This is a genomic window from Nocardia coubleae NBRC 108252 (genome assembly GCF_001612805.1).
GTDB classification, from domain to species: domain Bacteria; phylum Actinomycetota; class Actinomycetes; order Mycobacteriales; family Mycobacteriaceae; genus Nocardia; species Nocardia coubleae.
This window is the reverse complement of record NZ_BDBD01000019.1, coordinates 77,684-99,603: the sequence shown is the minus strand read 5'-3', so window position 1 is coordinate 99,603 and position 21,920 is coordinate 77,684. Positions and strand designations below refer to the sequence as shown.

The following is a 21,920-nucleotide window of genomic DNA, read 5'->3' as shown; positions in this document are numbered from 1 at the left end:
GGCGCATTGTCGATCGCCGCCACCCGACCACACGCAGGAGTAGAGCGCTGACGTCCTCGTTTGCCCAGTGGAAGCCCGCCCGGACCCCGGCCACCGTCGTCGTCCTCGCCTCGGGCACCGGCTCGCTGCTCAACGCACTGCTGGCCGCCGCCCGCGAGCCCGGCTACCCGGCGAAGATCGTCGCCGTCGGCGTCGACCGGGTGTGCCAGGCCACCGATCACGCCGAAGCCGCGGGCATCGACCACTTCCGGGTCGCGGTAAAGGACTACCCGGACCGGGCCGCCTGGGATCACGCGCTCACCGACGCGGTCGCGGCCTACGAACCCGACCTGGTCGTCTCGGCAGGCTTCATGAAGATCGTCGGCCCCGCGTTCCTCGAGCGCTTCGGCGGCCGGTTCATCAACACTCATCCCGCGCTGCTGCCGTCGTTCCCCGGCGCGCACGGTGTGCGTGACGCGCTGGCCTACGGCGCCAAGGTCACCGGCTGCACGGTGCACCTGGTCGACGGCGGGGTCGACACGGGCCCGATCCTCGCGCAGGAGGCGGTCGACGTGCTGCCCGATGACGACGAGGCCGCGCTGCACGAGCGCATCAAGGTTGTCGAGCGACGGTTGCTGGCGCAGGTCATCGCCGCCGTCGCGACGCGAGGCATTGTCTCCGACGGACGAAAGGCAGAGATACCAGATGAGCGAGCACACCGGTGAGTGAACGTAAGGCGATCCGCAGGGCGCTGGTGAGCGTCTACGACAAGACCGGGCTCGTCGAGCTGGCCACCGGACTGCACGCCGCGGGCGTGGAGCTGGTGTCGACCGGTTCGACCGCGGGCAAGATCGCCGAGGCGGGCATTCCGGTCACCCGGGTCGAGGACCTGACCGGTTTCCCGGAGACCCTCGACGGCCGCGTGAAGACGCTGCACCCGCGCGTGCACGCCGGCATCCTGGCCGACACCCGCCGCGCCGAGCACCTCGACCAGCTCACCGAGCTCGGTGTCGAGGCGTTCGAGCTCGTGGTGGTCAACCTCTACCCGTTCACCCAGACCGTGGCCAGCGGCGCCGGTGTGGACGAGTGCGTGGAGCAGATCGACATCGGCGGTCCGTCGATGGTGCGTGCCGCCGCCAAGAACCACCCGTCGGTGGGCGTGGTCGTCGACGTCACCGATTACGACGACGTGCTCGCGGCCGTGAAGTCGGGCGGCTTCACCCTCGCCGAGCGGACCGCGTTGGCCGCCAAGGCTTTCCAGCACACCGCGAACTACGACGTGGCCGTGGCGAGCTGGATGGGCTCGGTCGCCGTGCCCGCCGTGCAGCCCGAGACCGAGCAGTTCCCGAGCTGGGTCGCCGGTTCGTGGGAGCGGGCCGCGGTGCTGCGCTACGGCGAGAACCCGCACCAGGCCGCGGCGCTGTACACCAGCAACGACGGCACCGTCGGCATCGCGCAGGCCCAGCAGTTGCACGGCAAGGAGATGTCGTACAACAACTACACCGACGGTGACGCCGCCTGGCGCGCCGCGTTCGACTTCGACGAGCCCGCCGTGGCGGTCATCAAGCACGCCAACCCGTGTGGCATCGCCGTCGGCGCCGATATCGCCGAGGCCCACCGCAAGGCGCACGCCACCGATCCGGTGAGTGCCTACGGTGGCGTGATCGCCGCCAACCGTGAGGTGAGCGTCGAGATGGCCGAGCAGGTCGCCGAGATCTTCACCGAGGTGATCGTGGCCCCCGGTTACGCGCCCGGTGCCGTCGAGGTGCTGCAGCGCAAGAAGAACGTGCGCGTGCTGGTCGCCGAGCCGCCGCGCCGCAAGGGTGTGGAGCTGCGTCCGATCAGCGGCGGTGCGCTGCTGCAGGACCGCGACGTGCTCGACGCCGCGGGCGACGACCCGGCCAACTGGACTCTCGCCGCCGGTGATCCCGCCGACGCCACCACGCTGGCCGACCTCGAATTCGCTTGGCGCGCTTGCCGTGCGGTGAAGTCGAACGCGATCCTGCTGGCCGACGACGGCGCCGCTGTCGGCGTCGGCATGGGTCAGGTGAACCGGGTCGACTCCTGCAAGCTCGCCGTGGAACGCGCGGGGGAGCGGGCCAAGGGTTCGGTCGCCGCCTCGGATGCCTTCTTCCCGTTCTCCGACGGGCCGCAGATCCTGGTCGCCGCGGGCGTGCGCGCCATCGTCCACCCGGGTGGTTCGATCCGCGACAAGGACACCGTGGAGCTGTGCAAGGAAGCGGGCGTCACGCTGTACCTCACCGGGGCGCGCCACTTCGCGCACTGAGTTCGCTTGCCCCACAAGGGGTGCCGCGCCGTCACGGTGCGGCACCCGTTGCCGTTTCAGGCCGCGTCGAGGACCTGCCGGGAGCCGAGCGGCGCGTCGAGGGTGATCTCCAGCGTGCCGAGGACGGCCTCCATCGTGCACATCCGCCCGACGGCGTCGGCGGGGGTACCGGCACGCAGTGCGACGGTGACCGTGTCGGCCGTTTCGGTGACGGTGGCGTCGACGCCGTTGCACTGGGGATTTCCGGTCTGGAAGTCGACCGCGATGGTTGCCTCGCCCACCCGGCGCCACGCGGTGAACGGCAGCGGATGCGGGTCGACCAGGTTCGGGTCGGCGGTGAACGGCCGGCCTACACCGGGACCGGTGCTTTCCGGGCGGGTGTTCGTCGGTGCCGAGGTGGGTGTGGTGTCCCCGGAACTCGCGCAGGCCGGTGCGAACAGCACGGCCAGGCTCGCGACGAGGGCGAAGCGGCGCGACAGCGGTGTCATGGCGTCCACCCTAGCCACGGCACGAAAACGGCCCCGGAGCACCAGCTCCGGGGCCGTCTGTCACGAGCTCACTTGGTGGTCGTGAACGGCAGCAACGCCATCTCGCGCGCGTTCTTCACCGCGACGGCGACCTGGCGCTGCTGGCGCGGGGTCAGCCCGGTGACGCGGCGGCTACGGATCTTGCCGCGATCGGAGATGAAGGTGCGCAGCAGGTTGACGTCTTTGTAGTCGACGTACTCGATGCCCGCGGCGATCAGCGGGTTCTTCTTCGGCTTGCGGCCCTGCTCGGCGCGTGCCTTCTTGGACGGTGCTCGCTTCACTGCCATGGGATTTTCCTTCTCACGAGATCAGTGGGTGTCTACCAGCTCGATTTGTGGACCCCAGGGAGCTCGCCCCGGTGGGCCATCTCGCGCACACGTACCCGGGAGAGCCCGAACTTCCTGAGATGGCCGCGTGGCCGGCCATCGGCTGCATCCCGATTGCGCAATCGTACCGGACTGGCATCGCGGGGCTGGGCGCGCAGTTCGGCCTGGGCCGCCGCGCGCTCGTCGTCGCCGGTGCCCGGCTTGCGGATGATCTCCTTGAGCTCGGCCCGGCGCGCGGCGTAGCGCTCGACGATCACGCGCCGCTGCTCGTTACGGGCGATCTTCGACTTCTTCGCCATCAGCGCTCCTCGCGGAAGTCGACGTGCTTGCGCACGACGGGGTCGTATTTGCGCAGGACCATCCGGTCGGGGTCGTTGCGGCGGTTCTTGCGGGTGACGTAGGTGTAGCCGGTGCCCGCGGTGGACTTGAGTTTGACGATCGGCCGCAGTTCGGTCGATTTCGAGGCCATGGGTGCTCCTAGATCTTGTCGCCGCGAGCGCGGATACGGGCCACTACGGCCTCGATCCCGTCGCGGTCGATGGTCTTGATGCCCTTGGCGGAGACCGTCAGCGTGACGCGGCGGCCCTCGCTGGGCAGGTAGTAGGTCTTGCGCTGGATGTTGGGGTTCCAGCGGCGGTTCGTGCGCCGGTGCGAATGCGAGACGGCTTTTCCGAAGCCGGGCTTGCGTCCGGTGACCTGGCAGTGGGCCGACATGCGACCTCCCTCCACGGTTATGACAACCATTTTCGACAATGCTTATTCCGCACTGTACCGTTGCCCTCGAAGTAAATGAAAATCGTTATCGAAAGGGGTACCGGGTGCTTGACCAGTCCGACCGGAGAACACCCGTGGTGCTGCTGGCCGGTTTCGCCGGACCCGCCATGACCGGCGTCGAGCACATCGCGGCGGTGCTGAGCGAGGATGCGGGCACGGTCGTCGTGCACCACGACCTCGCCGAACTGCGCGAGGGCGTGGTCCGGCGCACGGTGCGCACCGCGGGCAACGTGACGACCACGGTGCTCGAACTGGCTCACGGCTGTGTGTCGTGCACGCTGCGCGCCGATCTGCTGCCGATGCTGTGCACCCTCGCCGCCCGCGAGCCGGTGCGGCGCATCGTGCTTGCCCTCGACCCGGCCATCGAGGCTGAGGCGCTGTGCCACGCGATCGAGACCGTCGAGGTGACCGGTGTCGCCGACCGGGTCGACGGTCCCGCCGCCCGGAATGTGCGTATCGAGGCCGTGCTGACCTGCGTCGACGGCGACCAGTGGCTCGCCGACGCCACGGGTGACGAGGCGCTGGCCGACCGTGGTCTCGCCTCGGCCGACGACGAACGAACCGTCGCCCAGGTGGCCGTCGGCCAGGTCGACTTCGCCGACGCACTCGTGGTGCTCGCCGACGGTGTGGAGCCCCTCGACCGCGAACGCCTCGACGCGGTGCTCACCCGGCTCGCGCCCGGCGCACCGACCGCCTGGCTTCCCGACCTGTCCGGCTTCGACGCGGTGGAGATCGGCGCGCTGCTCACCCGCGTGCCCGACGATGCCCGGCGCGGCCGTATCTTCGACGCCCACGCACCGCTGCTGCGCGGTCAGCCGCCGCTGAGCACCGACTGCGGTGTGTCGATCATCGAGTTCGCCGCCCGCAGGCCGTTCCATCCGGCCCGGCTGCACGACGCCCTCGACGTGCTGTTCGACGGTGTGGTCACCGCGCGCGGCCGGATCTGGCTGGCCACCCAGCCCGACCAGGTGGTGTGGCTCGAATCGGCCGGCGGTGGGCTGCGCGTCGGCGGGGCGGGCAAGTGGCTGGCCGCGATGACGCCCGAGGAGCAGGCCGAGGTCGATCCGGCGCGGCGTGCGATGGCGGCGCTCGGCTGGGACGACCGGTTCGGCGACCGCGATGTGTCGCTGGTGGTCCTCGCCCACGACGCCGACCCCGCCGAGATCCGGCACGCCCTGCACTGGGCGCTGGTGGAGGACGACGAACTGCTGCTCGTCGATCGCGCCCCGGAGCGGGTCGCGCGATGGGAGGACCCCTTCGGCGAATGGCACGAAGACCCGTGCGCCGACCCCGCCGAGGCTCCGGCCGCGGCGAGCGAGCACACCAACCCGAGAGGAGAAACGGCATGAAAGCGGGCATCCACCCCGACTACCACCCGGTCGTGTTCGAGGACGCGAACACCGGCAAGAAGTTCCTGACGAGGTCCACGGCCACCAGTGACCGGACCGTCGAGTGGGAGGACGGGAACACCTACCCGCTGCTCACCGTCGACGTGACCTCGGATTCGCACCCGTTCTGGACCGGCACTGCCCGCAATCTCGACACCCAGGGCCGGGTGGAGAAGTTCGAGCGCCGCTACGGCAAGCGTTCGCGCCCGGGCAAGGAGGGCTGAGGCATGGCGGTTCCCAAGCGCAGGATGTCGCGCTCGAACACCAGGAGCAGGCGTTCGCAGTGGAAGGCCGAGGCGCCGCAACTCGTCCCGGTGACCGTGGCGGGTGTCGAATATCGGGTGCCACGTCGTATCGTTGGTGCCGTACGGAAGGGCCTGATCGATCCCGCGCGGATCTCCTGACCTTCCCAGGGTGTTCGAGAGCCGGTTCGGAGGGGACAACCCGAAGCGGGGTATCGGACAAAATGCAACGGCCTGCCGGGGTGTGAACCCCGACAGGCCGTTGCCATGTCAGCCGGTTACTTCTCAGCCTTCTTGCTCGGCGAGGGCGACCAGTGCGACGGCGAGCTTGATGTACTTGTTGGTGCCGAGGTCGGCGATGGTCTTGATCTTCAGCGCATCGAGCAGCTGCTGATCGACGCCTGCGGCGAGCCCGGCGAGGGCCGACGGCGGCGCGGACAGGATTTCCTTCAGCGTCTTGTTCTCGTATTCCTTGTCGAGAACTTTGTCGAGCACCACGTTGACGGCCATGCGAACTCCTTCGAACGAACCTTGGATGTGCCGGGCGAGACGAAAGCGCCCTGCGGGGACGATAACCCGCGCGAGGCCCGGATGTGGGCCTAACGCACCGTCTTCCGTGTGAGCTGGGAAGCATGGTGTCCAGGGGGCTTACTGGGCACTTGTAATGCCTGGTCAGGGGCTTGTCTAGGAGGTAGGGGCAATCGCCCGGTTACCGTTGTGACGCATGCCACGTGGACTTGCCGCTCGAGAAAGCTTGCCGAACGATTGCTGAACGCCCAGATACCAACTCGGGGTTTGTTTTTCGGCACAGGAAAATTCCTGAATCACTGATGCGTAGTCCTGCACGGGTATGTACTCTCGTGCGGGAGGGCGGGTTCTCCTACCAAGGAGAACCCGCTCATCGCCACTTCAGGGGCGGTTTTCGCCCGAATCCACCACCGCCGGGCCGCATTCGGGCAGCGGGGCGGAAGACGGTAAAGATTCCGGCAAACCGGACGTTAGCCAGTTATCGCGCGCCGACGGTTTCGGCCTTCTCGGCGGCCTCGATGGCTTCGCGCCGATCGGGTGCGACCAGGATCGCCGTGATGGGCACCGTGAGGCCGAGCGAACCGAGCACGAACATCGGGAACACCAGGTCGAACAGCTGCAGTCCGTCGGGCATGCGAGCGCCGGAGTTCACGTCGAATTCCAGCGCGCCGACCGCCGTGTAGTACAGCGCCGCGACACCGACGGCGAACAGCAGTGACAGCACCACGCGCAGGGCGATCAACCGCACCGTCTGACCGGCCCACAGCACGCCCGTGCACAGCGCCATCGACATCAGCAGTACGAGCCCGATGAGGCCGAGCGACTCCTTCACGGTGCCCTGCACCGCGAGCGCGTCCAGGGTGAGATAGGTCGACAGGCCGACACCCAGCCCCATCGTCAGCCCGCCGATCACGAGCCGAGGCAGATCCAGCCTGCGCCCGCCGATCAGGAATCCGGCGAACACGGCGATCACCGCGATGGCGGCCGAGGCCGTACCGAGGGCCAGGTTGTAGCGCACCGCGCTGCCCTCGACGTGAATACCGAGCAGCGCGACCGAATTCGCCAGCCACAGGCCGACGCCACCGAGCGAGACGGCGGCCATCGTGAGCCACACGATGCGGAACCGCACCGAGTACTTGGCGTGGCGCACACACGCGAACGCCACGACCGCGCCGACGGCCGACAGATCGAAAGCCAGCCACGCCACGCCCGTACCGCGACCGAACACCTCCGCTCCGGTCGCGAGCAGATCAACCACGCCTGCCAGCTCCCTCGAATTGCTGCGGCTCGAGTTGGGCGATGGCGTATTCGGTCACCGCCGCCAGCGCCTGACGCACCTCGACGGCGTTGCGGGCGTCGATGTCGACGATCGGGATGCCCTCACGCACCGACAGCGCTTCGCGCAGTTCCGCGATCGGGAAACGCGGGGCGTTCGGGAAACGGTTCACCGCGATCAGGAACGGCAGCCCGCGCGCCTCGAAGAAGTCGACGGCGGCGAAGCTGTCTTCCAGCCTGCGGGTGTCGATCAGCACCACCGCGCCGATGGCGCCGCGGATCAAGTCGTCCCACATGAACCAGAACCGCTTCTGGCCGGGCGTGCCGAACAGGTACAGCACCAGGTTGCCCGGCAGCACGATGCGGCCGAAGTCCATCGCGACGGTGGTGGTCTCCTTCTCCGGCGTCTCGGCGAGATCGTCGATGCCGTCGGAGAAATGGGTCACCATCGCTTCGGTGCGCAGCGGAACGATCTCCGACACCGAGCCGACGAAGGTCGTCTTCCCGGCGCCGAAACCGCCCGCCACCACGATCTTCGTCGAGGCGACCCGTTGCTCGGGTGCCTGCTGGCGCGGTGCGCCCTCAGAGGCCACGGAGTCCACGCAAAGTCCTCTCCATCAGTGATCGGCGTTCGTCGTAGCTCGCCTGCTCGGTCAGCGTCGAGTGCACTCGAAGTATCCCGCCCACAACGAGATCGCCGATCATCACCCGGACCATACCCAGTGGGCGTGACAGGTATGCCGCGATCTCGGCTACCGAGAGGCGATGTGTGGCCAGGCGCACTATCTCACTTCGTAGATCGCCTGCGGGCCATTCCAGGTGTGCGGTATAGGAAACCGTCTCCACGACCGCCTCCAAGGGCAGCGCGATCGCGGGTTCGGTGCGGCCTGCGGTCAGGGCATAGGGCCTGACGCGTGTGGTCGGCCGGATTTCGGATCCGTACGGGCTCGACATCTCACCTCAGCCGGCGGAGCGGGCGGTGGCGGTGACCGCCGAGCCCACCCGGTCGACGAGCAGTGCCATCTCGTAGCCGATACGGCCGATGTCATGGCTCTTGTTGGCCAGAACCGCCAGGTGCGAACCGTTTCCGACGCTCATCACCAGCAGGTAGCCGCGCTGCATCTCGACGATCGACTGCATCACCTTGCCGCCGTCGAACAGCTGCGCCGCACCGGTGGACAGGCTCGCCAGGCCCGCGGTCACCGCCGCGAGTTGTTCGGCGCGGTCGGCGGGTAGATGCGGGCTGGTCGCCTGCAGCAACCCGTCGGCCGAGACCAGCACCGCGTGCGAGACGCCGGGCACGTCCCGGGTGAAGCGGGCGACCAGCCAGTTCAGATTCTCGTCTGTGGGGTGCGCGTTGCTCATTCGAGGCCTCCGTCGTTGTACTGGATCTCGGCACGGCCACTGCGGACGCCGCTGAGATGTCGGGTCAAGTTGTTGCGGATCTCCTCGGGATCGCGGGCGCCCGCTTCCTCGGCCGGTGCCAGTCCGCCGGGCACCAGCTGTGCGCCCGGTTTACGGATCGGCAGTCCACCGGAGGTGCGTGCGGAGGTCGGTGGCTTGTCCGCACTGGCCGCCGCCGTCCATCCCGCGTCGCCGGGGGAGCTCCATGATGCCCCGTTCGACGCGGATTCGCTTGCGGCTGTGGAAGGTTCGACGAGCCACTCGGAAACCATGCGCTGATAGATCGGCGTCGGCGCCTCACCGTTGACCGGCTGCAACCTGGTCGAGGAGGTGGGCACGGGGTCGGCAGCGGTGTCCTCGACGGGCTCGGGTGGTGCTTCGTCGAGCGGTTGCAGGCGCGCGGAGGAATCCTGTCGCTGCTCGTCGACCGGTTGCGCGACGGCGGAGGGGTTCTCCTCGGGCCGGTCGGCGTCCGAGCCGCTGCCGTCGAGCGAGTGGAGGCCGGCCGGCTGGGCGGTGTCCAGGCCGGAGCTCGAGCCGCTGTCGAGCCGGTGGAGATCGGCCGAGGGCGCCGGATCACGGCGATCGTCGAGTGAACCCGAGTGGGATCGCTGTGTCGCGTCGTCGGTGTCGGCGCGGCTGCCGCCCGATCGCTGCGGGAGGGCCGATGGCGTCGCGTCGGCCGGGTCGCGGCGACCCTCGATAGGTCGCGGGTCGGGCGAGGCCGGGCCGCTGTCGAGCGAGCGCGGCTCGGCCGAATCGGTGCGAGCGCCGCCGAGCGGCTGCAGGCGCACGGGAGCGGCCGGGTTCTGCGCCTGACGCCCGTTCGAATCGTGCTGGGGTGCTTCGTCGGAGCGGCTGCGGGTCGGTAGGGGCCAGGCGGCCGTTGGCTGACCCGTGGTCGGCCGCACCGGCGGCGGGACCTGCCAGGACGCGGACGGGGTGCGCTGGGGAAGCCCGGTGGACTCGGTCTTCGGCTCGGGTAGGTCCTCGACCGGGTGCTCGGCCCACAGCCCGCTCGGCGTCTCCTCGACCGGCTCGGATTCCGGCGCTGCCGACGGAACCCGTTGCGGCAGACCCGCCTTGGTGAGCGGCGCGCGGTATTCGCTGGCGTCGTAGGCGCCGGTTGTCGAACCGTATTGCGGTGGCACCAGCGGATTCGCCACCGGGATCAGCGGGTTCGGTGTGCCGACCGGCATGATCGGATTGGGTCCGGTGATGTCGGCGGCCGTGAGGCCCGACGGGACAAGCGGATTCGGTCCGGTCGACACCAGCGGATTGGGCCCGGTGGCCGGACCCGAGGAGGGCGGCGGGGGCGCGACGAGCGCACTTGGCAGATGCACGCTCGCGGTGATCCCCGGCTGCGGCGCCGAACCGTTGGTGCGGCGCAGGCTCACGGTGATGGTGTGCCGCTTGGCGAGCCTGCCGACCACGAATAGACCCATCCGGCGGGCGGTTTCGATGGTCACCTCACCACCGGAGGCGAGTCGCTCGTTGGTGGTGCGCAGATCGTCGGCCGACATGCCGAGGCCGCGGTCGGTGATCTCGATCATGTACCCGCCGTCGACGGCCCGGCCCACGATCACGGCCACCGAGGTACTCGGCGGCGAGTAGCGCAGCGCGTTGTCGATGAGCTCGGCGAGCAGGTGCTCGATGTCGACGGCCGACTCACCGGCGACCACGCCGTCGGGCACATTCCCGATCTCGACCCGCTGGTAGTCCTCCACCTGCGACACCGCGCTCCAGAGCATGTCCGACAGCGGTACCGGCGGCAGGTGACCACGGCGCAGGGCGGTACCGGCGAGCACGAGCAGGTTGTCGCCGTTGCGGCGCATGCGGGTGGCGAGGTGGTCGAGGCGGAACAGGGTCTGCAGGCGTGAGGGGTTGTCCTCGTCGTGCTCGAGTTCCTCGATGAGCGCGAGCTGCTGCTCGACCAGCGACTGGCTGCGCCGCGACAGCGTCTCGAACATGTTGCCGATCTGTAGGCGCAGCCGCACCTGGTCGGCGGCCAGGTTGAGGGCCTGCTCGTGCATCTCGTCGACGGCGCGGGCGAGCTGACCGATCTCGTCGGTGGAGTGCACGCCCACCGGTGCGATCTCGGGGGTCGCGCCACCGCTGCGCACCACGGCGAGTTCGTCGGGCAGCTTCACGTGCGCCACCTCGAGCGCGTCGCGGCGCAGCCTGCGCACCGGCACGACCAGCGTGCGCGCCACCGCGAGCGCCAGCGCCAGACCGGAGAGCAGCATGCCGAGCACCAGGGTGGCCTCACGCAGCGCGGCGGTCTGGGCGGTCGAGGTGTTGAGGTCGAGGGTCTTGTCGATCTCGTCGAGCAGACCCGAGATGGTCGCCGCGTAGGTGTCGGCGCTGACCTGCAGGGTGTTGAGCACCGCCGCGTTGGTCGTCGGGTCGCCGTTGTTCTGGCTGAACACGCTGATCCTGGTCTGGACCGCGTCGAGCAGCGAGGCCATGCTGCCCGCGTTGCCGGGCAGGATCATCGCGTAGGTCTTGATCATGGTCTGCTCGGAACCGAGCTCGACCAGCATCCGCGCGCGAGCGCTCTGGCTCGTTCCCGCGTCGGGCGACACGACGAGCGTGCGTTCCCGGGTGAGCACCCGCCGCGCCTGGTGCAGGGCGGTGAGCTGCAGGAAGTAGCGCTGCACGACATAGTCCTCGACCACCGGGGTCTTGGCGAGGGCGTTGCCGATGCGTTCACCGATCTCGTCGGTCTGTTCGCCGACCATCGCCGGCGAGCCGCTGCGCACCGTATTGCGCAGCGTGGCGCCGGTGGTGGTCGCGGCGGTGAGTTCGTCGGCGACGGCCCGGTCGATGCTTGCCATGCGTAGCGCGCTCTGGACTTCGGCGAGGGCTTGGTCGTAGGTGGTGAGCGCGGCGTCGGTCTGTGGGTCGGCGATCGCACCCCAGTTGGCGGTCGCGGCGACGGCGAGTTGTTCGGTGGCGGTGGCGAATTTGACGACGGGCCGGATGACGGCGGCCTGTTCGGTCGCCGCACCGAGTTGGGTCATGGTCTCTAGTTCGGCATTGATGCGCAGCACGGCGAACGTGGTCGCGAGCATCACCGGCAGCACGAGAACCACACCGACCTTGCGCGTTACCGACCAGTTCGACAGGCTGAATTGCCAGGAGCGCGATGCAGGTTCCATCCGCGTGCGTTGCCTCTGCTTCCACGTGTGACCCCGGCCCGCGCGGGGGAGGTCGCGGACCGATGCGAGCGCAGAACCAACTGAAGGTCTTCTTTTATCGCAGGAAAGATACCGTGCCGGGTGGTCAACGGCAATCCGGGCAGGACAGCCCGAAATCGCCGAATATGTGCTGACGCAACGCCGACCACCGCCACCCTCTCAGTACGTTCTCAGTCGCTAACGGCAAACTGAGCACATGCGCATTCTGGTTGTCGACGACGATCGTGCGGTGCGGGAATCACTGCGCCGATCACTGAGCTTCAACGGCTACACCGTCGACCTGGCCGTCGACGGCATGGACGCTTTGGAGAAAGTCACAACAGCCAGGCCCGATGCGCTCGTTCTCGATGTGATGATGCCCCGTCTTGACGGCCTTGAAGTGTGCCGCAGGCTGCGCAGTACGGGCGATGATCTGCCGATTCTCGTTTTGACCGCGCGCGATTCGGTCTCCGAACGCGTGGCCGGGCTCGATGCGGGCGCCGACGATTATTTGCCGAAGCCTTTCGCGCTGGAGGAATTGCTCGCGCGTTTACGCGCTTTGCTGCGCAGGCGGGCGCCCGATCTCGGCGAAGCATCCGAAGCGATGGTGTTCGCTGATCTGTCGCTGGACCCGGTCACTCGCGAAGTTTCGCGTGGCGAACGTTCGATCAGCTTGACTCGTACCGAGTTCTCGCTGCTGGAGATGTTGATGGCCAATCCGCGCCGGGTGCTCACCCGGGGGCGGATCCTGGAAGAGGTGTGGGGTTACGACTTTCCCACCTCAGGCAACGCGCTCGAGGTCTACATCGGCTATTTGCGGCGCAAAACCGAGGCCGACGGCGAGGAACGCTTGATCCACACCGTGCGCGGCGTCGGGTACGTGCTGCGCGAGACCCCTCCCTAGGCCGCGGGCATGGCACACAAGGAACCGGTGGTCGCCGGGCTCGGCCGTCCACTCGACCCCGGCGAGATGCGCCCACCGATGCCGCTCACGCGCTCGGTGTCGCTGCGCTGGCGGGTCACCCTGCTGGCCGCCTCGGTGGTGCTGATCGCGGTGGCCGTCACCTCGATCGCGGCCTACGCCATGGTCGCGCGCGCCCTCTACGCCGACGTCGACGCGCAGCTCGAGGCGCGGGCGGCGACCATGATCAACAACAATTTCGAGTCGATCGGCTTCCAGTCGATCGTGCTCGCCGGGTTGTACTCCAACGAGGTCGGCGTCGCGCTGATCTATGCCGATCACAAGCCGTATATGCCGCCGCAGCAGACGATTCCGCCGGTCGGCGCCCAGGAACTGGCGGTGGCCGACGGCAAGCTCAACTCCTCGCTGCGCACCGTCGGTGACCAGCGCGTCCTCGCGGCGCGCACGCACAGCGGCGCCACGCTCATCATCTCCCAGAAGCTCTACCGCACCCGCGAGGTGCTCGACCGGCTGGCCTGGCTGCTGTTCGTCGTCGGCGCCTGCGGTGTGGTGCTCGCCGCCGCGGCCGGTACCGCCGTCGGCCGCACCGGTCTTCGCCCGATCGCGCGCCTGACCGCCGCGACCGAGCGGGTCGCGCGCACCGACGACCTCACCCCGATCCCGGTCACCGGCGACGACGAATTGGCAAGGCTCACCGAGAGTTTCAACACCATGCTGCGCGCCCTGGCCGAGTCCCGGGACCGGCAGCGCCGCCTCGTCGCCGACGCCGGACACGAGCTGCGCACCCCGCTCACCTCGCTGCGCACCAATATGGAACTGCTCATCGCCTCGAGCAGACCGGGTGCGCCACGGGTGCCCGACGAGGACATGGTGGAGCTGCGAGCCGACGTGGTCGCCCAGATCGAGGAGCTGTCCACGCTCGTCGGCGACCTCGTCGACCTGGCCCGCGAGGACGCCCCGGAAACCGTCTACGAGCGGGTGGATCTCGGCGAAGTGGCCGAGCGGGCGCTGGAGCGTGCGCGGCGGCGTCGCGCGGGCATCACCTTCGTCGCCGACCTGCGCCCGTGGTTCGTCTACGGCCACGAGGCAGGCTTGGAACGCGCGGTGCTCAATGTGCTCGACAACGCGGCCAAGTGGAGCCCGCCCGACGCGGTCGTGCGGATCACCATGCGCCCCGCGGGTCCGGGACTGCTGGAACTCTCCGTCGCCGACGCGGGCCCCGGCATTCCGCCGGGCGAACGCGAGCTGGTGTTCGAACGCTTCTACCGGACCACCGCGTCCAGGTCGATGCCCGGTTCCGGGCTCGGGCTCGCGATCGTGAAACAGGTGGTGACCAAGCACGGCGGAACCATCGCCATCGACACCTCCGACCGGGGCGGCGCCCTGGTCCGCATCGTCCTGCCCGGTGAGGCGGCGCCCGTGGCAGTGGAACCGGACGAGGCGCCCTGAACCGAGTCTCGGGCAACTGACGGGCCGGTCTCAGGCGCTTCTCAGTAGCCGTCGCCAAGCTTGTCGGCAAGCGTGAGAGAAGGTGACCATGAACGACGATCCCCAGCAGCGGCCCGCCGACCACCCCCTCGGCGGCCACGGCCCGGGACAGGCGGATCACCCCGCCACCGTGCCGGGTAGCCACCCGTATGGGCCCGCGCAGTACGGCTACGGACCCCAGCCGTACCCCCAGCAGCCCTACGCCGCACCGCCCGCGGCCCCGCGAAAGCCGTTGCGGCTCGGGTTGATCGCCGGAGCCACCGCGCTGGCGCTGGTGAGCGGCGGCGTCGGCGGCGTGGTCGGCGTGCTCGCCGCCGACTCCGATCCGGCGCCGGTGACCAACGCGCTGGAGGCACCACGACCCGAGGTGAACAATGCCGCCAACGCGCCCGCCGGGTCGACCCAGGCGGTGGCGCAGCGGGTGCTGCCCAGCGTGGTGATGATCAAGGTCGCGGGCACCCGCGCCTCCGGTGAGGGATCGGGGGTCGTGCTGTCCTCGGACGGGCTGATCCTGACCAACAACCACGTCGCCGCGGGCGCCGGATCGGGGGCGAAGATGGAGGTGGTGTTCAGCGACGGCAGCACCGCGCCCGCCACCATGATCGGCGCCGATCCGGTGTCCGACCTGGCCGTCATCAAGGCCGACAAGACCGGCCTCACCCCGATCGAACTGGGCACCTCCGACGGACTCGCGGTGGGCCAGCCGGTGATGGCGATCGGTTCGCCGCTCGGCCTGGCGGGCACCGTCACCACGGGCATCGTCTCGGCGCTCAACCGGCCCGTCTCGACCAGCGGTGAGGGCACACCGAGCCAGGTGAACCCGGTCATCGACGCGATCCAGACCGACGCCGCGATCAACCCGGGCAACTCCGGCGGCGCGCTCGTCGACGGCCAGGGCAAGCTCATCGGCATCAACACCGCCATCGCCAGCCTCGGCGGCGAGATGTCGGGCGCGCAGAGCGGATCCATCGGCCTCGGCTTCGCCATCCCGGTCGACCAGGCTCGCCGCGTGGCAGACGAACTCATCAAGACCGGCAAGGCCACCTACGCCCAGATCGGGATCAAACTGCGTCCGCTCGACACGGCCGCCCGGGTGCTCGAGGCGACCCCGGACGGGCCTGCCGCCAAGGCCGGCATCCCCGCGGGCGCGATCATCACCCGCCTCGACGACCGGCCCATCGATTCCGGCGACGCGCTGATCGCCGCCGTCCGTTCCCGCCAGCCAGGAGACACCGTGAAGATCACCTACACCGACGAACAGGGCGGAAACGCCAAGACCGTGGACGTCACGCTCACGGCCGCCGCGGCGGAGAGCGGCCGATGATGCGATCGAACGCGGCACTGTCGTGCGTAGGCGCTACGGTGATGACCATGGACATCGATGCTCCCGTGGCAGGGCGGGCACTTGTAGTGGTCGTCGACGACCGGACGGCGCACGGCGGCGTCGACTCGCTCGGCCCGCTCGTCACCGAATTGCTCAACGAAGCGGGCTTCCTGGTCGACGCCTCGGTGACCGTGCAGGCCGACGAGGTCGAGATCCGCAACGCGCTCAACACCGCCGTCATCGGCGGTGTGGACCTGGTGATCTCGGTCGGCGGCACGGGTATGTCGCCGCGTGATGTCACCCCCGAGGCCACCGCCCAGGTGCTCGACCGGGAACTGCCCGGCATCACCGAGGCGCTGCGCGCGTCGGGCCGCGTGGCCGGCTCGCTCGACGCGGGTCTGTCGCGCGGGGTCTCCGGCATTTCCGGCAGCACCCTCGTGGTGAACCTGCCGGGCACCCGCTCGGCGGTGCGCGACGGCATGGCCACCCTCGGCCCGCTGGCGAGCCGGGTGATCGGCGAACTCTCCGGTCTGGACGAGTGATTCGATGAACGCGTCGGACAGCACATCGCCCGAGGAGCGCGAGGCCGCGCGGCGCAAGGCCGCCGAAGCGGCCCGGCTCGCGCGGATCTTCGGCGATGTGCTGCCCGAAACCACTGCTGACGAGCGCGGGGGCGGTTCGCGCGGTTCCGATGACGACGAGTGGCTGCGTTCGCAAATACCGCCGCACCACGGGTGACCGCCCCGTTATCTGCCTTTCCCGCTACGTGATAGCCAACCGGGGTTAATCCAGTATTAACCCATTGCGAAGCGGCTACATTTTCCGAGGACCACACTTCATGTGTGGTCCTTTGTCGTATAAGCGACGGTTTGCGGTCCGGTAAGCGGAGCTGTTCATCCCACTTGACAAACCCGAAGCTCAGGGCATTTATGCATGTCAAAGCATGTGGCGATGTATGAACTTGTGCCGGGTGTCACAGTGAAATTTACGAACTCTACGGTTGCTGGAACTAGAACGCAGCGTTTAATGTTCGCCATCCAGACCCACCACAATCGGTCCCCGCAGTACTCAACTTCTGTGCGTTGAACATCCGGTGCAGCCCTACCCTCGGGTAGCTCCGCCGACCCCGGCCGTATCGCCGAAATAACAGTCGGTTACGTAACGGCAACAAAGGGGCGACACACTGAGCTGGGCCTGTGAGGTCCACCCGTCCGGTCACGAAAGTCGAGACCGGCTGTTAGAGAACACTGATGAGGGGAAGTATGAGCGAGAACCGCACCACCGGTGTGCGCCGCGGCGCCCGTGCCGCGGGCGTCGGCGCTGCCGCGGCCGCCATGGCCATCGGCCTGCTGTCGACCGGTGCCGCCAACGCAGATACCTTCGTACCGTTGCCGGACGGTCAGAAGGCAGGCCCCGGGGTGACCATCACCCGTACCGGCGAGCACGCCCTGATTTCGCCGTCGATGGCGGCCAACGGCGCAGGTCGCGTCGTGTGGGTCTCGGGCTCGGCCATCGCCGACGTCACCGCGACCCCCGAGGGCGAGGCAGGCCCCTGGAACGGCCCGAGCGGCCGCGACGGCTCCAACAACTCTTCCTCGCACGGCACCTCCATCCTCAGCACCGGCTACATCGTCGGCTGCCAGGTGAGCATCGCCGACGACGCGATCGGTGCCGGTGTGTCCGGCGGCGTGAGCACCGGCGGCGTCAACGCGGGTGGCTCGATCGGCGTGAACCTGGGCCCCGGCGAGGTCAAGTTCGTGCAGATCAACTCGAAGGACATCCTCAAGGCGGGTGTCTACGCGATCGATTACCAGGACGCGGAGATCGAGATCCAGGGCTGCGCCGGTTACGCGCAGGCCCGGGCGTACACCGTGGTCGAGATCATCGGCGACCACTACTCGAAGACCACCCTGTACGGCATGCCGTTCAGCATCGGCTGACGTCTTTCGAACCGGTACGAATCCTCTTCTCGCTACGGCGAACTCACTCCTCGAGGGACAAATCCTATGATCAACCGTAAGTTCATGGCGCGGATGGCGGGCGTCGGCGCCGCGGCCTCCGTGGCTGTCGGCCTGCTCTCCACGGGCGCGGCCAATGCCGATACCTTTGTGCCGCTGCCGGGCGGCCACATCACCAAGACCCTGTCCGACGGCACCGTCGTCGACATCAGCCTGGTCGGCGAGTCGGCCCTCATCAGCCCGTCGATGGGTTCCACCCCGGTGCACCGCAACGCGTGGGTGTCGGGCAGCGCGCAGGTCACCGTTTCCACCGGTGGCGCGGGCAAGATCTACCCGGGCTACACCGTCGGCTGCCAGGTGAACATCGCCGGCGGCGGTGTCTCCGGTGAAGGCAACGTCGAATCCGACTGGGAAGGCAACGGCGCGGGCGGCATCGGCACCGGCGGCGAGCTCTCGCTCGGCCCCGGCCAGGCGAAGTCGTTCTACGTTCTCGACATCGAGAAGGCCGACGACTACGGCAACGAATCGCACAGCAAGAACAACAAGTTCAAGAACGGCAGTGGCTCGGTGACCTGGTCGGACACCACCATCGGCCTGTCCGGCTGCGCCGGCTACGCGCAGGCTCGTGCCTTCGTGAGCGTCGAGGTCGAGACCGACAATGTGATCAGCTGGGTCACCCTGTGGGGCCAGCCCTTCAGCCTCGGCTGATCTGTTGTCCCGCCTCCCCGCGAATTCAGGCCAGACCTGGGCGCGGGGAGGCTTGCGTCGGCGGCCGGACCAGGATGGTGGCGGGGTCAGCCCGTCCCCGGCGAGTTACCCATGTTGGTGCGAGATCAGCTGATCGGTAAGCGAAAGGGCCCGTGCGTGTGCACGGGCCCTTTCGCGTTCGCTGGACATAGCCAAGGGCTCTCATTATGTTTGTTGCGAATCGACTGCTCTCGCGGTCGGATTCATCCGCGTTTCGTTCGCCGATCGGCTCAGCTCGCGCCGATTCGGTGACCGCAGGCTTCTCGATCCACCTCCCGGCAGGACTGGCTGTCCTGTTGCCAGCGGTGCTGTGCCCTTGTGGCACACGTCAGCTGGGGCCGGGTGCGTTACAGATATCGACCTCGATGGTCGAGGTCGATTTTGCGTATACCTCGAGGGGAACAATGAGCGAGAACCGCACCAATCGTGTGCGCGGCGCCTGGAGCGCAGGCGCCGCGGCGGCGGTGACGATCGGCCTGCTGTCGGCCGGTGCCGCCAACGCCGATACCTTTGTGCCGCTGCCCGACGGTCATAAGGCCGGGCCTGGTCTGAGCATCACCCGCGTCGGCGAGAAGGCGACCATCTCGCCCTCGCTCGCCGCCAACGGCGCGGGCCGGGTGGCCTGGGTGAGCGGCAGCGTCGTGGCCGATGTCCAGCAGACACCGGAGGGTGAGCCCGGGCCGTGGAACGGTCCGTCCGGTCGTCCCGGCTCCAATAATTCGTCCACACACGGCACTTCGCAGCTCAATACCGGCTACATCGTCGGTTGCCAGGTGAGCATCGCCGACGACGCGATCGGTGCCGGTGTGTCCGGCGGCGTGAGTACCGGTGGCGTCAGCGCCGGTGGTTCGATCGGGCTCAACCTCGGCCCGGGTGAGGTCGCGTTCGCGCAGATCAGTTCGAAGGACATCACCAAGCCCGGCGTCTACGCCATCGACTACCAGGACGCCGAGATCCAGGTGCAGGGTTGCGGTGGTTACGCCCAGGCCCGCGCGTACACGGTGGTCGAGATCATCGGCGACCACTACTCCAAGACCACGCTCTACGGCATGCCGTTCAGCATCGGCTGAGCCGGACGACCGCCGAAAATCCTGCCAGCTCGATCGAATTCACCCTCGAGGGGTCTACTGAGATGATCAATCGCAAGAGTATGACGCGGGCGGCGGGCGTGGCTGCCGCCGTGTCCTGCACCATCGGGCTGTTCTCCGTCGGCGCCGCCCATGCCGACACCTTCGTGCCGCTGCCCGGCGGCGAGATCACCAAGACGCTGTCGGACGGCACCGTCGTGAACATCAAGATGGTCGGCGAATCGGCAACCATCAGTCCGTCGATGGGTTCGACTCCGGTGCACCGCAACGCGTGGGTGTCGGGTAGTGCCCAGGTGTCGGTGTCCGGTGGTGGTGACGCGTCGGGCGGCAAGATCTACCCCGGCTACACCGTCGGCTGCCAGGTGAACATCGCCGGTGGTGGTGTGAGCGGAGAGGGCGAGGGCGCGGTCGATGACCAGGGCAATCCTTCCGCCGGCATCGGCACCGGTGGCGAGCTGTCGCTCGGGCCGGGCCAGGCGCAGTCGTTCTACGTGCTCGATCTCGAGAAGGCCGACGACTACGGCAACGAATCGCATTCCAAGAACAACAAATTCAAGGGTTCCAACGGCTCGGTGACCTGGGCTGACGAAACCATCGGCCTGTCCGGCTGCGGTGGGTACGCGCAGGCGCGCTCGTTCGTGAGCGTGGAGGTCGAGACCGACAATGTCATCAGCTGGGTGACGCTGTGGGGTCAGCCTTTCAGCCTCGGCTGAGCCTGATCGGGGCCTGCTCCTACTGGGGTGGGCCCCGAAGCTTTTGTCGCTCAATGGAATACGACTGTCAGCGCCGTACGTAATGACGCACCGGCCACGGCGGTGGCGTATTCGGTGGCCAGCGCGACGAGCACGATTCGCTCGGCCCGGCGATCGGATGTAGCCGTGACGAGCACGACCGCCGCATCCTTCGCGAGGGTGCGCGCCGGTGCGTCGGCACCCGGACCGGCCGCGTCGTCGACACCGACCACGTCCACCCGGTCGCCCGCGCGCAACACCTCGGCCACCGCCGAATCGGCCAACCTGATCGGGACGATGCGGGCGTCGTCGGTGCCCGCCGCGGCCGCCGCCAAGCGCGGACCGACCACCCGGAGATCGGTGAACGTCTCGCCCGCACGCATGGCGCCGGTGAGCGTCGCGCCGAGCAGGGGAGCGGTATCGGTGGCGAAACCGGCGGGCAGAGTTCGGGTTTCGTGCTGATCGACCCGCACGTCCTCGGCGGTGAGTACCCGTCCCGGCGACAGATCGTGGGCGGCGACCACCACCGGTTGCCGTGCCCCACCCGGATCGCCACGCACGAACAGGACCACGGCGACAACGGCGAGCGCGGCGGCCACGATGCGCCGCGCCAGCAGGGCATCGGCCCAGGCGGGGCGATTACCGAGAGCGAACCGCCAGGAGCTGCCACGTCCCAGGTCGGCAAGGCTGCGAGTCATGCCCGAAGCCTAGGAACGCGGCGACAGCACCGACAACGGCGAAAAGCCCGCCTGTGGACAACTCGGGGGTGTGGAGAACTTTTCGCTCAGCTCGCGGCGGCAGGAGCGGCGGCGCTCGACGTCGACCCGCTCGCGGACGACCCGCTCGACGAGGAACTGCCGTTGCCGTCCGAGGACTTCGCCGGCTCGCTCGCGGTGGACGCGCCACCACGGCTGTCGGTGCGGTAGAAACCGCTGCCCTTGAACACAATCCCGACCGAGTTGAACAGCTTCCGCAGCTTCCCCGTGCACTGCGGGCATTCCGTCAGTGAATCCTCGGAGAAGGACTGAACGATGTCGAAGCGGTTGTCACACTCGGTGCACGCATATGAATAAGTTGGCACAGGATCCTCCGCAAGTCTCGTCGATCTAGCACTCTACCGCCGACACTGCCAACCTCGCCAATCGCCTTTTCATTCCGCCGCTCAGGCGCGGGGATCACCCAGCTCGCTCAAGCCCGCCTCGGGCGTCAATGCCCAGCCCATCCGATGGTCGTGCGGTTCCTCGGGCAACTCGACAACCAGCTCGATGTCACGGACCACCGCGATCAACCGCGCGCCCACACTGGCCACGCCGAGGGTGCGGTCGTAGTACCCGGCGCCGCGGCCGAGGCGCACGCCGCGCCGGTCGACCGCGAGCGCCGGGACGAGGATCGTGGCGGCCTCGGCGACCACCGGTGGCGGCAAGCTCTCGGTGGTCGGTTCGAGCAGACCGTAGCGCGCGGGACGCAGCGAATCGGCGCCCGCGTAGTGCGCCCAGCTCAGCGGTCCCGGCGCTCCGGTGACGGGCAGCAACACTGTGGCGCCGCGCTCGCGCAGCGCATCGAGCATGCGCAGATCGCCCGGCTCGGTCTTCGTCGGCACGTAGGCGCACACCACTTCATCGGCCCCGGCCAGCAGGGCCGCGGTGGCCGCTAGGGCACTCGCCTCACGGGCGTGTTCGGCGGGTCCCACGGCGGCCCGGGTGGCCAGGATCTCACGTCGCCACGCATATTTCGTGCGCTCACCGGGCATCTC

At 68.6% G+C, this 21,920-nt stretch carries 28 protein-coding genes; 14 read left to right on the top strand and 14 right to left on the bottom strand.

What is annotated here, in order from left to right; translation table 11 throughout:
• Positions 1–47: 47 nt before the first annotated feature.
• Positions 48–704, top strand: coding sequence for a phosphoribosylglycinamide formyltransferase (purN, locus tag NCO8_RS20325; protein WP_084457333.1), 657 nt, complete (start codon positions 48–50; stop codon positions 702–704).
• Complete coding sequence (purH, locus tag NCO8_RS20320) at positions 701–2,266, top strand: bifunctional phosphoribosylaminoimidazolecarboxamide formyltransferase/IMP cyclohydrolase (RefSeq protein WP_067641783.1); 1,566 nt, start codon at positions 701–703, stop codon at positions 2,264–2,266. The genes purN and purH overlap by 4 nt, the downstream gene beginning before the upstream one ends.
• A 56-nt stretch (positions 2,267–2,322) precedes the next feature.
• On the opposite strand, the gene NCO8_RS20315 is transcribed toward purH, so the two are convergent.
• From NCO8_RS20315 to rpmB, 5 genes are all read right to left on the bottom strand, one after another.
• Positions 2,323–2,754 carry a hypothetical protein gene (locus NCO8_RS20315; protein WP_245655437.1) on the bottom strand — a complete coding sequence of 144 codons (432 nt, stop codon included), beginning with the start codon at positions 2,752–2,754 and terminating at the stop codon, positions 2,323–2,325.
• A 68-nt stretch (positions 2,755–2,822) separates the two neighbouring features.
• A complete protein-coding gene (gene rpsR, locus NCO8_RS20310; RefSeq protein ID WP_067485410.1) occupies positions 2,823–3,080 on the bottom strand; it encodes a 30S ribosomal protein S18 in 258 nt (85 codons plus the stop codon).
• A 32-nt stretch (positions 3,081–3,112) separates the two neighbouring features.
• The gene (rpsN, locus tag NCO8_RS20305) at positions 3,113–3,418 is read right to left on the bottom strand and encodes a 30S ribosomal protein S14 (protein WP_067485412.1); all 306 of its coding nucleotides are present in this window, start codon (positions 3,416–3,418) and stop codon (positions 3,113–3,115) included.
• Positions 3,418–3,588 carry a 50S ribosomal protein L33 gene (rpmG, locus tag NCO8_RS20300; RefSeq protein WP_011211511.1) on the bottom strand — a complete coding sequence of 57 codons (171 nt, stop codon included), beginning with the start codon at positions 3,586–3,588 and terminating at the stop codon, positions 3,418–3,420. The genes rpsN and rpmG overlap by 1 nt, the downstream gene beginning before the upstream one ends.
• A gap of 8 nt (positions 3,589–3,596) precedes the next feature.
• On the bottom strand, positions 3,597–3,833 hold the full coding sequence (gene rpmB, locus NCO8_RS20295; RefSeq protein ID WP_067485415.1) for a 50S ribosomal protein L28: 237 nt from the start codon (positions 3,831–3,833) through the stop codon (positions 3,597–3,599).
• 104 nt (positions 3,834–3,937) lie between these two features.
• On the opposite strand from rpmB, the gene mrf reads away from it, so the two are divergent.
• Genes mrf through rpmF form a run of 3 tightly spaced genes read left to right on the top strand, consistent with a single transcriptional unit; the run spans position 3,938 to position 5,685 of the window.
• Positions 3,938–5,242: a ribosome hibernation factor-recruiting GTPase MRF gene (mrf, locus tag NCO8_RS20290; protein ID WP_245655436.1), complete on the top strand. Its 1,305-nt coding sequence runs from the start codon at positions 3,938–3,940 to the stop codon at positions 5,240–5,242.
• Positions 5,239–5,505, top strand: coding sequence for a type B 50S ribosomal protein L31 (locus NCO8_RS20285; RefSeq protein WP_067485418.1), 267 nt, complete (start codon positions 5,239–5,241; stop codon positions 5,503–5,505). Before mrf ends, NCO8_RS20285 begins: the two co-directional genes overlap by 4 nt.
• Before the next feature lie 3 nt (positions 5,506–5,508).
• Positions 5,509–5,685 carry a 50S ribosomal protein L32 gene (gene rpmF / locus NCO8_RS20280; protein WP_067485420.1) on the top strand — a complete coding sequence of 59 codons (177 nt, stop codon included), beginning with the start codon at positions 5,509–5,511 and terminating at the stop codon, positions 5,683–5,685.
• A gap of 123 nt (positions 5,686–5,808) precedes the next feature.
• Here the strand turns inward: rpmF and NCO8_RS20275 are convergent, their stop codons facing one another.
• The 6 genes from NCO8_RS20275 to NCO8_RS20250 form a co-directional block, all read right to left on the bottom strand.
• Positions 5,809–6,033: a hypothetical protein gene (locus NCO8_RS20275; RefSeq protein ID WP_067485421.1), complete on the bottom strand. Its 225-nt coding sequence runs from the start codon at positions 6,031–6,033 to the stop codon at positions 5,809–5,811.
• Positions 6,034–6,529: 496 nt separating this feature from the next.
• Positions 6,530–7,309, bottom strand: a complete 780-nt coding sequence (locus tag NCO8_RS20270; RefSeq protein ID WP_067641782.1) for an MHYT domain-containing protein — start codon at positions 7,307–7,309, stop codon at positions 6,530–6,532.
• Complete coding sequence (locus NCO8_RS20265) at positions 7,302–7,928, bottom strand: GTP-binding protein (RefSeq protein ID WP_225278646.1); 627 nt, start codon at positions 7,926–7,928, stop codon at positions 7,302–7,304. Before NCO8_RS20265 ends, NCO8_RS20270 begins: the two co-directional genes overlap by 8 nt.
• Positions 7,909–8,280: a DUF742 domain-containing protein gene (locus NCO8_RS20260; protein WP_067485423.1), complete on the bottom strand. Its 372-nt coding sequence runs from the start codon at positions 8,278–8,280 to the stop codon at positions 7,909–7,911. The genes NCO8_RS20265 and NCO8_RS20260 overlap by 20 nt, the downstream gene beginning before the upstream one ends.
• A 6-nt stretch (positions 8,281–8,286) precedes the next feature.
• A complete protein-coding gene (locus NCO8_RS20255) occupies positions 8,287–8,691 on the bottom strand; it encodes a roadblock/LC7 domain-containing protein (protein WP_067485424.1) in 405 nt (134 codons plus the stop codon).
• Positions 8,688–11,891 (bottom strand): sensor histidine kinase, encoded by a 3,204-nt coding sequence (locus NCO8_RS20250; protein ID WP_067641781.1) that lies wholly within the window; start codon positions 11,889–11,891, stop codon positions 8,688–8,690. Before NCO8_RS20250 ends, NCO8_RS20255 begins: the two co-directional genes overlap by 4 nt.
• A gap of 235 nt (positions 11,892–12,126) precedes the next feature.
• On the opposite strand from NCO8_RS20250, the gene NCO8_RS20245 reads away from it, so the two are divergent.
• The 9 genes from NCO8_RS20245 (at position 12,127) to NCO8_RS20205 (ending at position 20,149) form a co-directional block, all read left to right on the top strand.
• Positions 12,127–12,813 carry a response regulator transcription factor gene (locus NCO8_RS20245; RefSeq protein ID WP_067485428.1) on the top strand — a complete coding sequence of 229 codons (687 nt, stop codon included), beginning with the start codon at positions 12,127–12,129 and terminating at the stop codon, positions 12,811–12,813.
• Between the two features lie 9 nt (positions 12,814–12,822).
• A complete protein-coding gene (locus NCO8_RS20240; protein WP_067641780.1) occupies positions 12,823–14,280 on the top strand; it encodes a sensor histidine kinase in 1,458 nt (485 codons plus the stop codon).
• 88 nt (positions 14,281–14,368) lie between these two features.
• Entirely contained in the window at positions 14,369–15,643 is a 1,275-nt protein-coding gene (locus NCO8_RS20235) for a S1C family serine protease (protein WP_067641779.1), read from the top strand.
• Positions 15,643–16,185, top strand: coding sequence for a MogA/MoaB family molybdenum cofactor biosynthesis protein (locus NCO8_RS20230; protein ID WP_181696798.1), 543 nt, complete (start codon positions 15,643–15,645; stop codon positions 16,183–16,185). Before NCO8_RS20235 ends, NCO8_RS20230 begins: the two co-directional genes overlap by 1 nt.
• Positions 16,186–16,189: 4 nt before the next feature.
• Positions 16,190–16,381: a hypothetical protein gene (locus NCO8_RS20225; protein ID WP_067641778.1), complete on the top strand. Its 192-nt coding sequence runs from the start codon at positions 16,190–16,192 to the stop codon at positions 16,379–16,381.
• Positions 16,382–16,905: 524 nt separating this feature from the next.
• The gene (locus NCO8_RS20220; protein ID WP_067641777.1) at positions 16,906–17,583 is read left to right on the top strand and encodes an MspA family porin; all 678 of its coding nucleotides are present in this window, start codon (positions 16,906–16,908) and stop codon (positions 17,581–17,583) included.
• Between the two features lie 66 nt (positions 17,584–17,649).
• On the top strand, positions 17,650–18,309 hold the full coding sequence (locus tag NCO8_RS20215; RefSeq protein WP_067641776.1) for an MspA family porin: 660 nt from the start codon (positions 17,650–17,652) through the stop codon (positions 18,307–18,309).
• A 443-nt stretch (positions 18,310–18,752) separates the two neighbouring features.
• Positions 18,753–19,418, top strand: coding sequence for an MspA family porin (locus tag NCO8_RS20210; RefSeq protein WP_067641775.1), 666 nt, complete (start codon positions 18,753–18,755; stop codon positions 19,416–19,418).
• Between the two features lie 62 nt (positions 19,419–19,480).
• A complete protein-coding gene (locus NCO8_RS20205) occupies positions 19,481–20,149 on the top strand; it encodes an MspA family porin (RefSeq protein ID WP_067641774.1) in 669 nt (222 codons plus the stop codon).
• Between the two features lie 50 nt (positions 20,150–20,199).
• Here the strand turns inward: NCO8_RS20205 and NCO8_RS20200 are convergent, their stop codons facing one another.
• The 3 genes from NCO8_RS20200 to NCO8_RS20190 form a co-directional block, all read right to left on the bottom strand.
• Entirely contained in the window at positions 20,200–20,865 is a 666-nt protein-coding gene (locus tag NCO8_RS20200) for an SAF domain-containing protein (RefSeq protein WP_067641773.1), read from the bottom strand.
• Between the two features lie 86 nt (positions 20,866–20,951).
• Complete coding sequence (locus NCO8_RS20195; RefSeq protein WP_067641772.1) at positions 20,952–21,248, bottom strand: FmdB family zinc ribbon protein; 297 nt, start codon at positions 21,246–21,248, stop codon at positions 20,952–20,954.
• An 81-nt stretch (positions 21,249–21,329) separates the two neighbouring features.
• Entirely contained in the window at positions 21,330–21,917 is a 588-nt protein-coding gene (locus NCO8_RS20190) for a 5-formyltetrahydrofolate cyclo-ligase (protein ID WP_067642076.1), read from the bottom strand.
• Between the last annotated feature and the right edge of the window lie 3 nt (positions 21,918–21,920).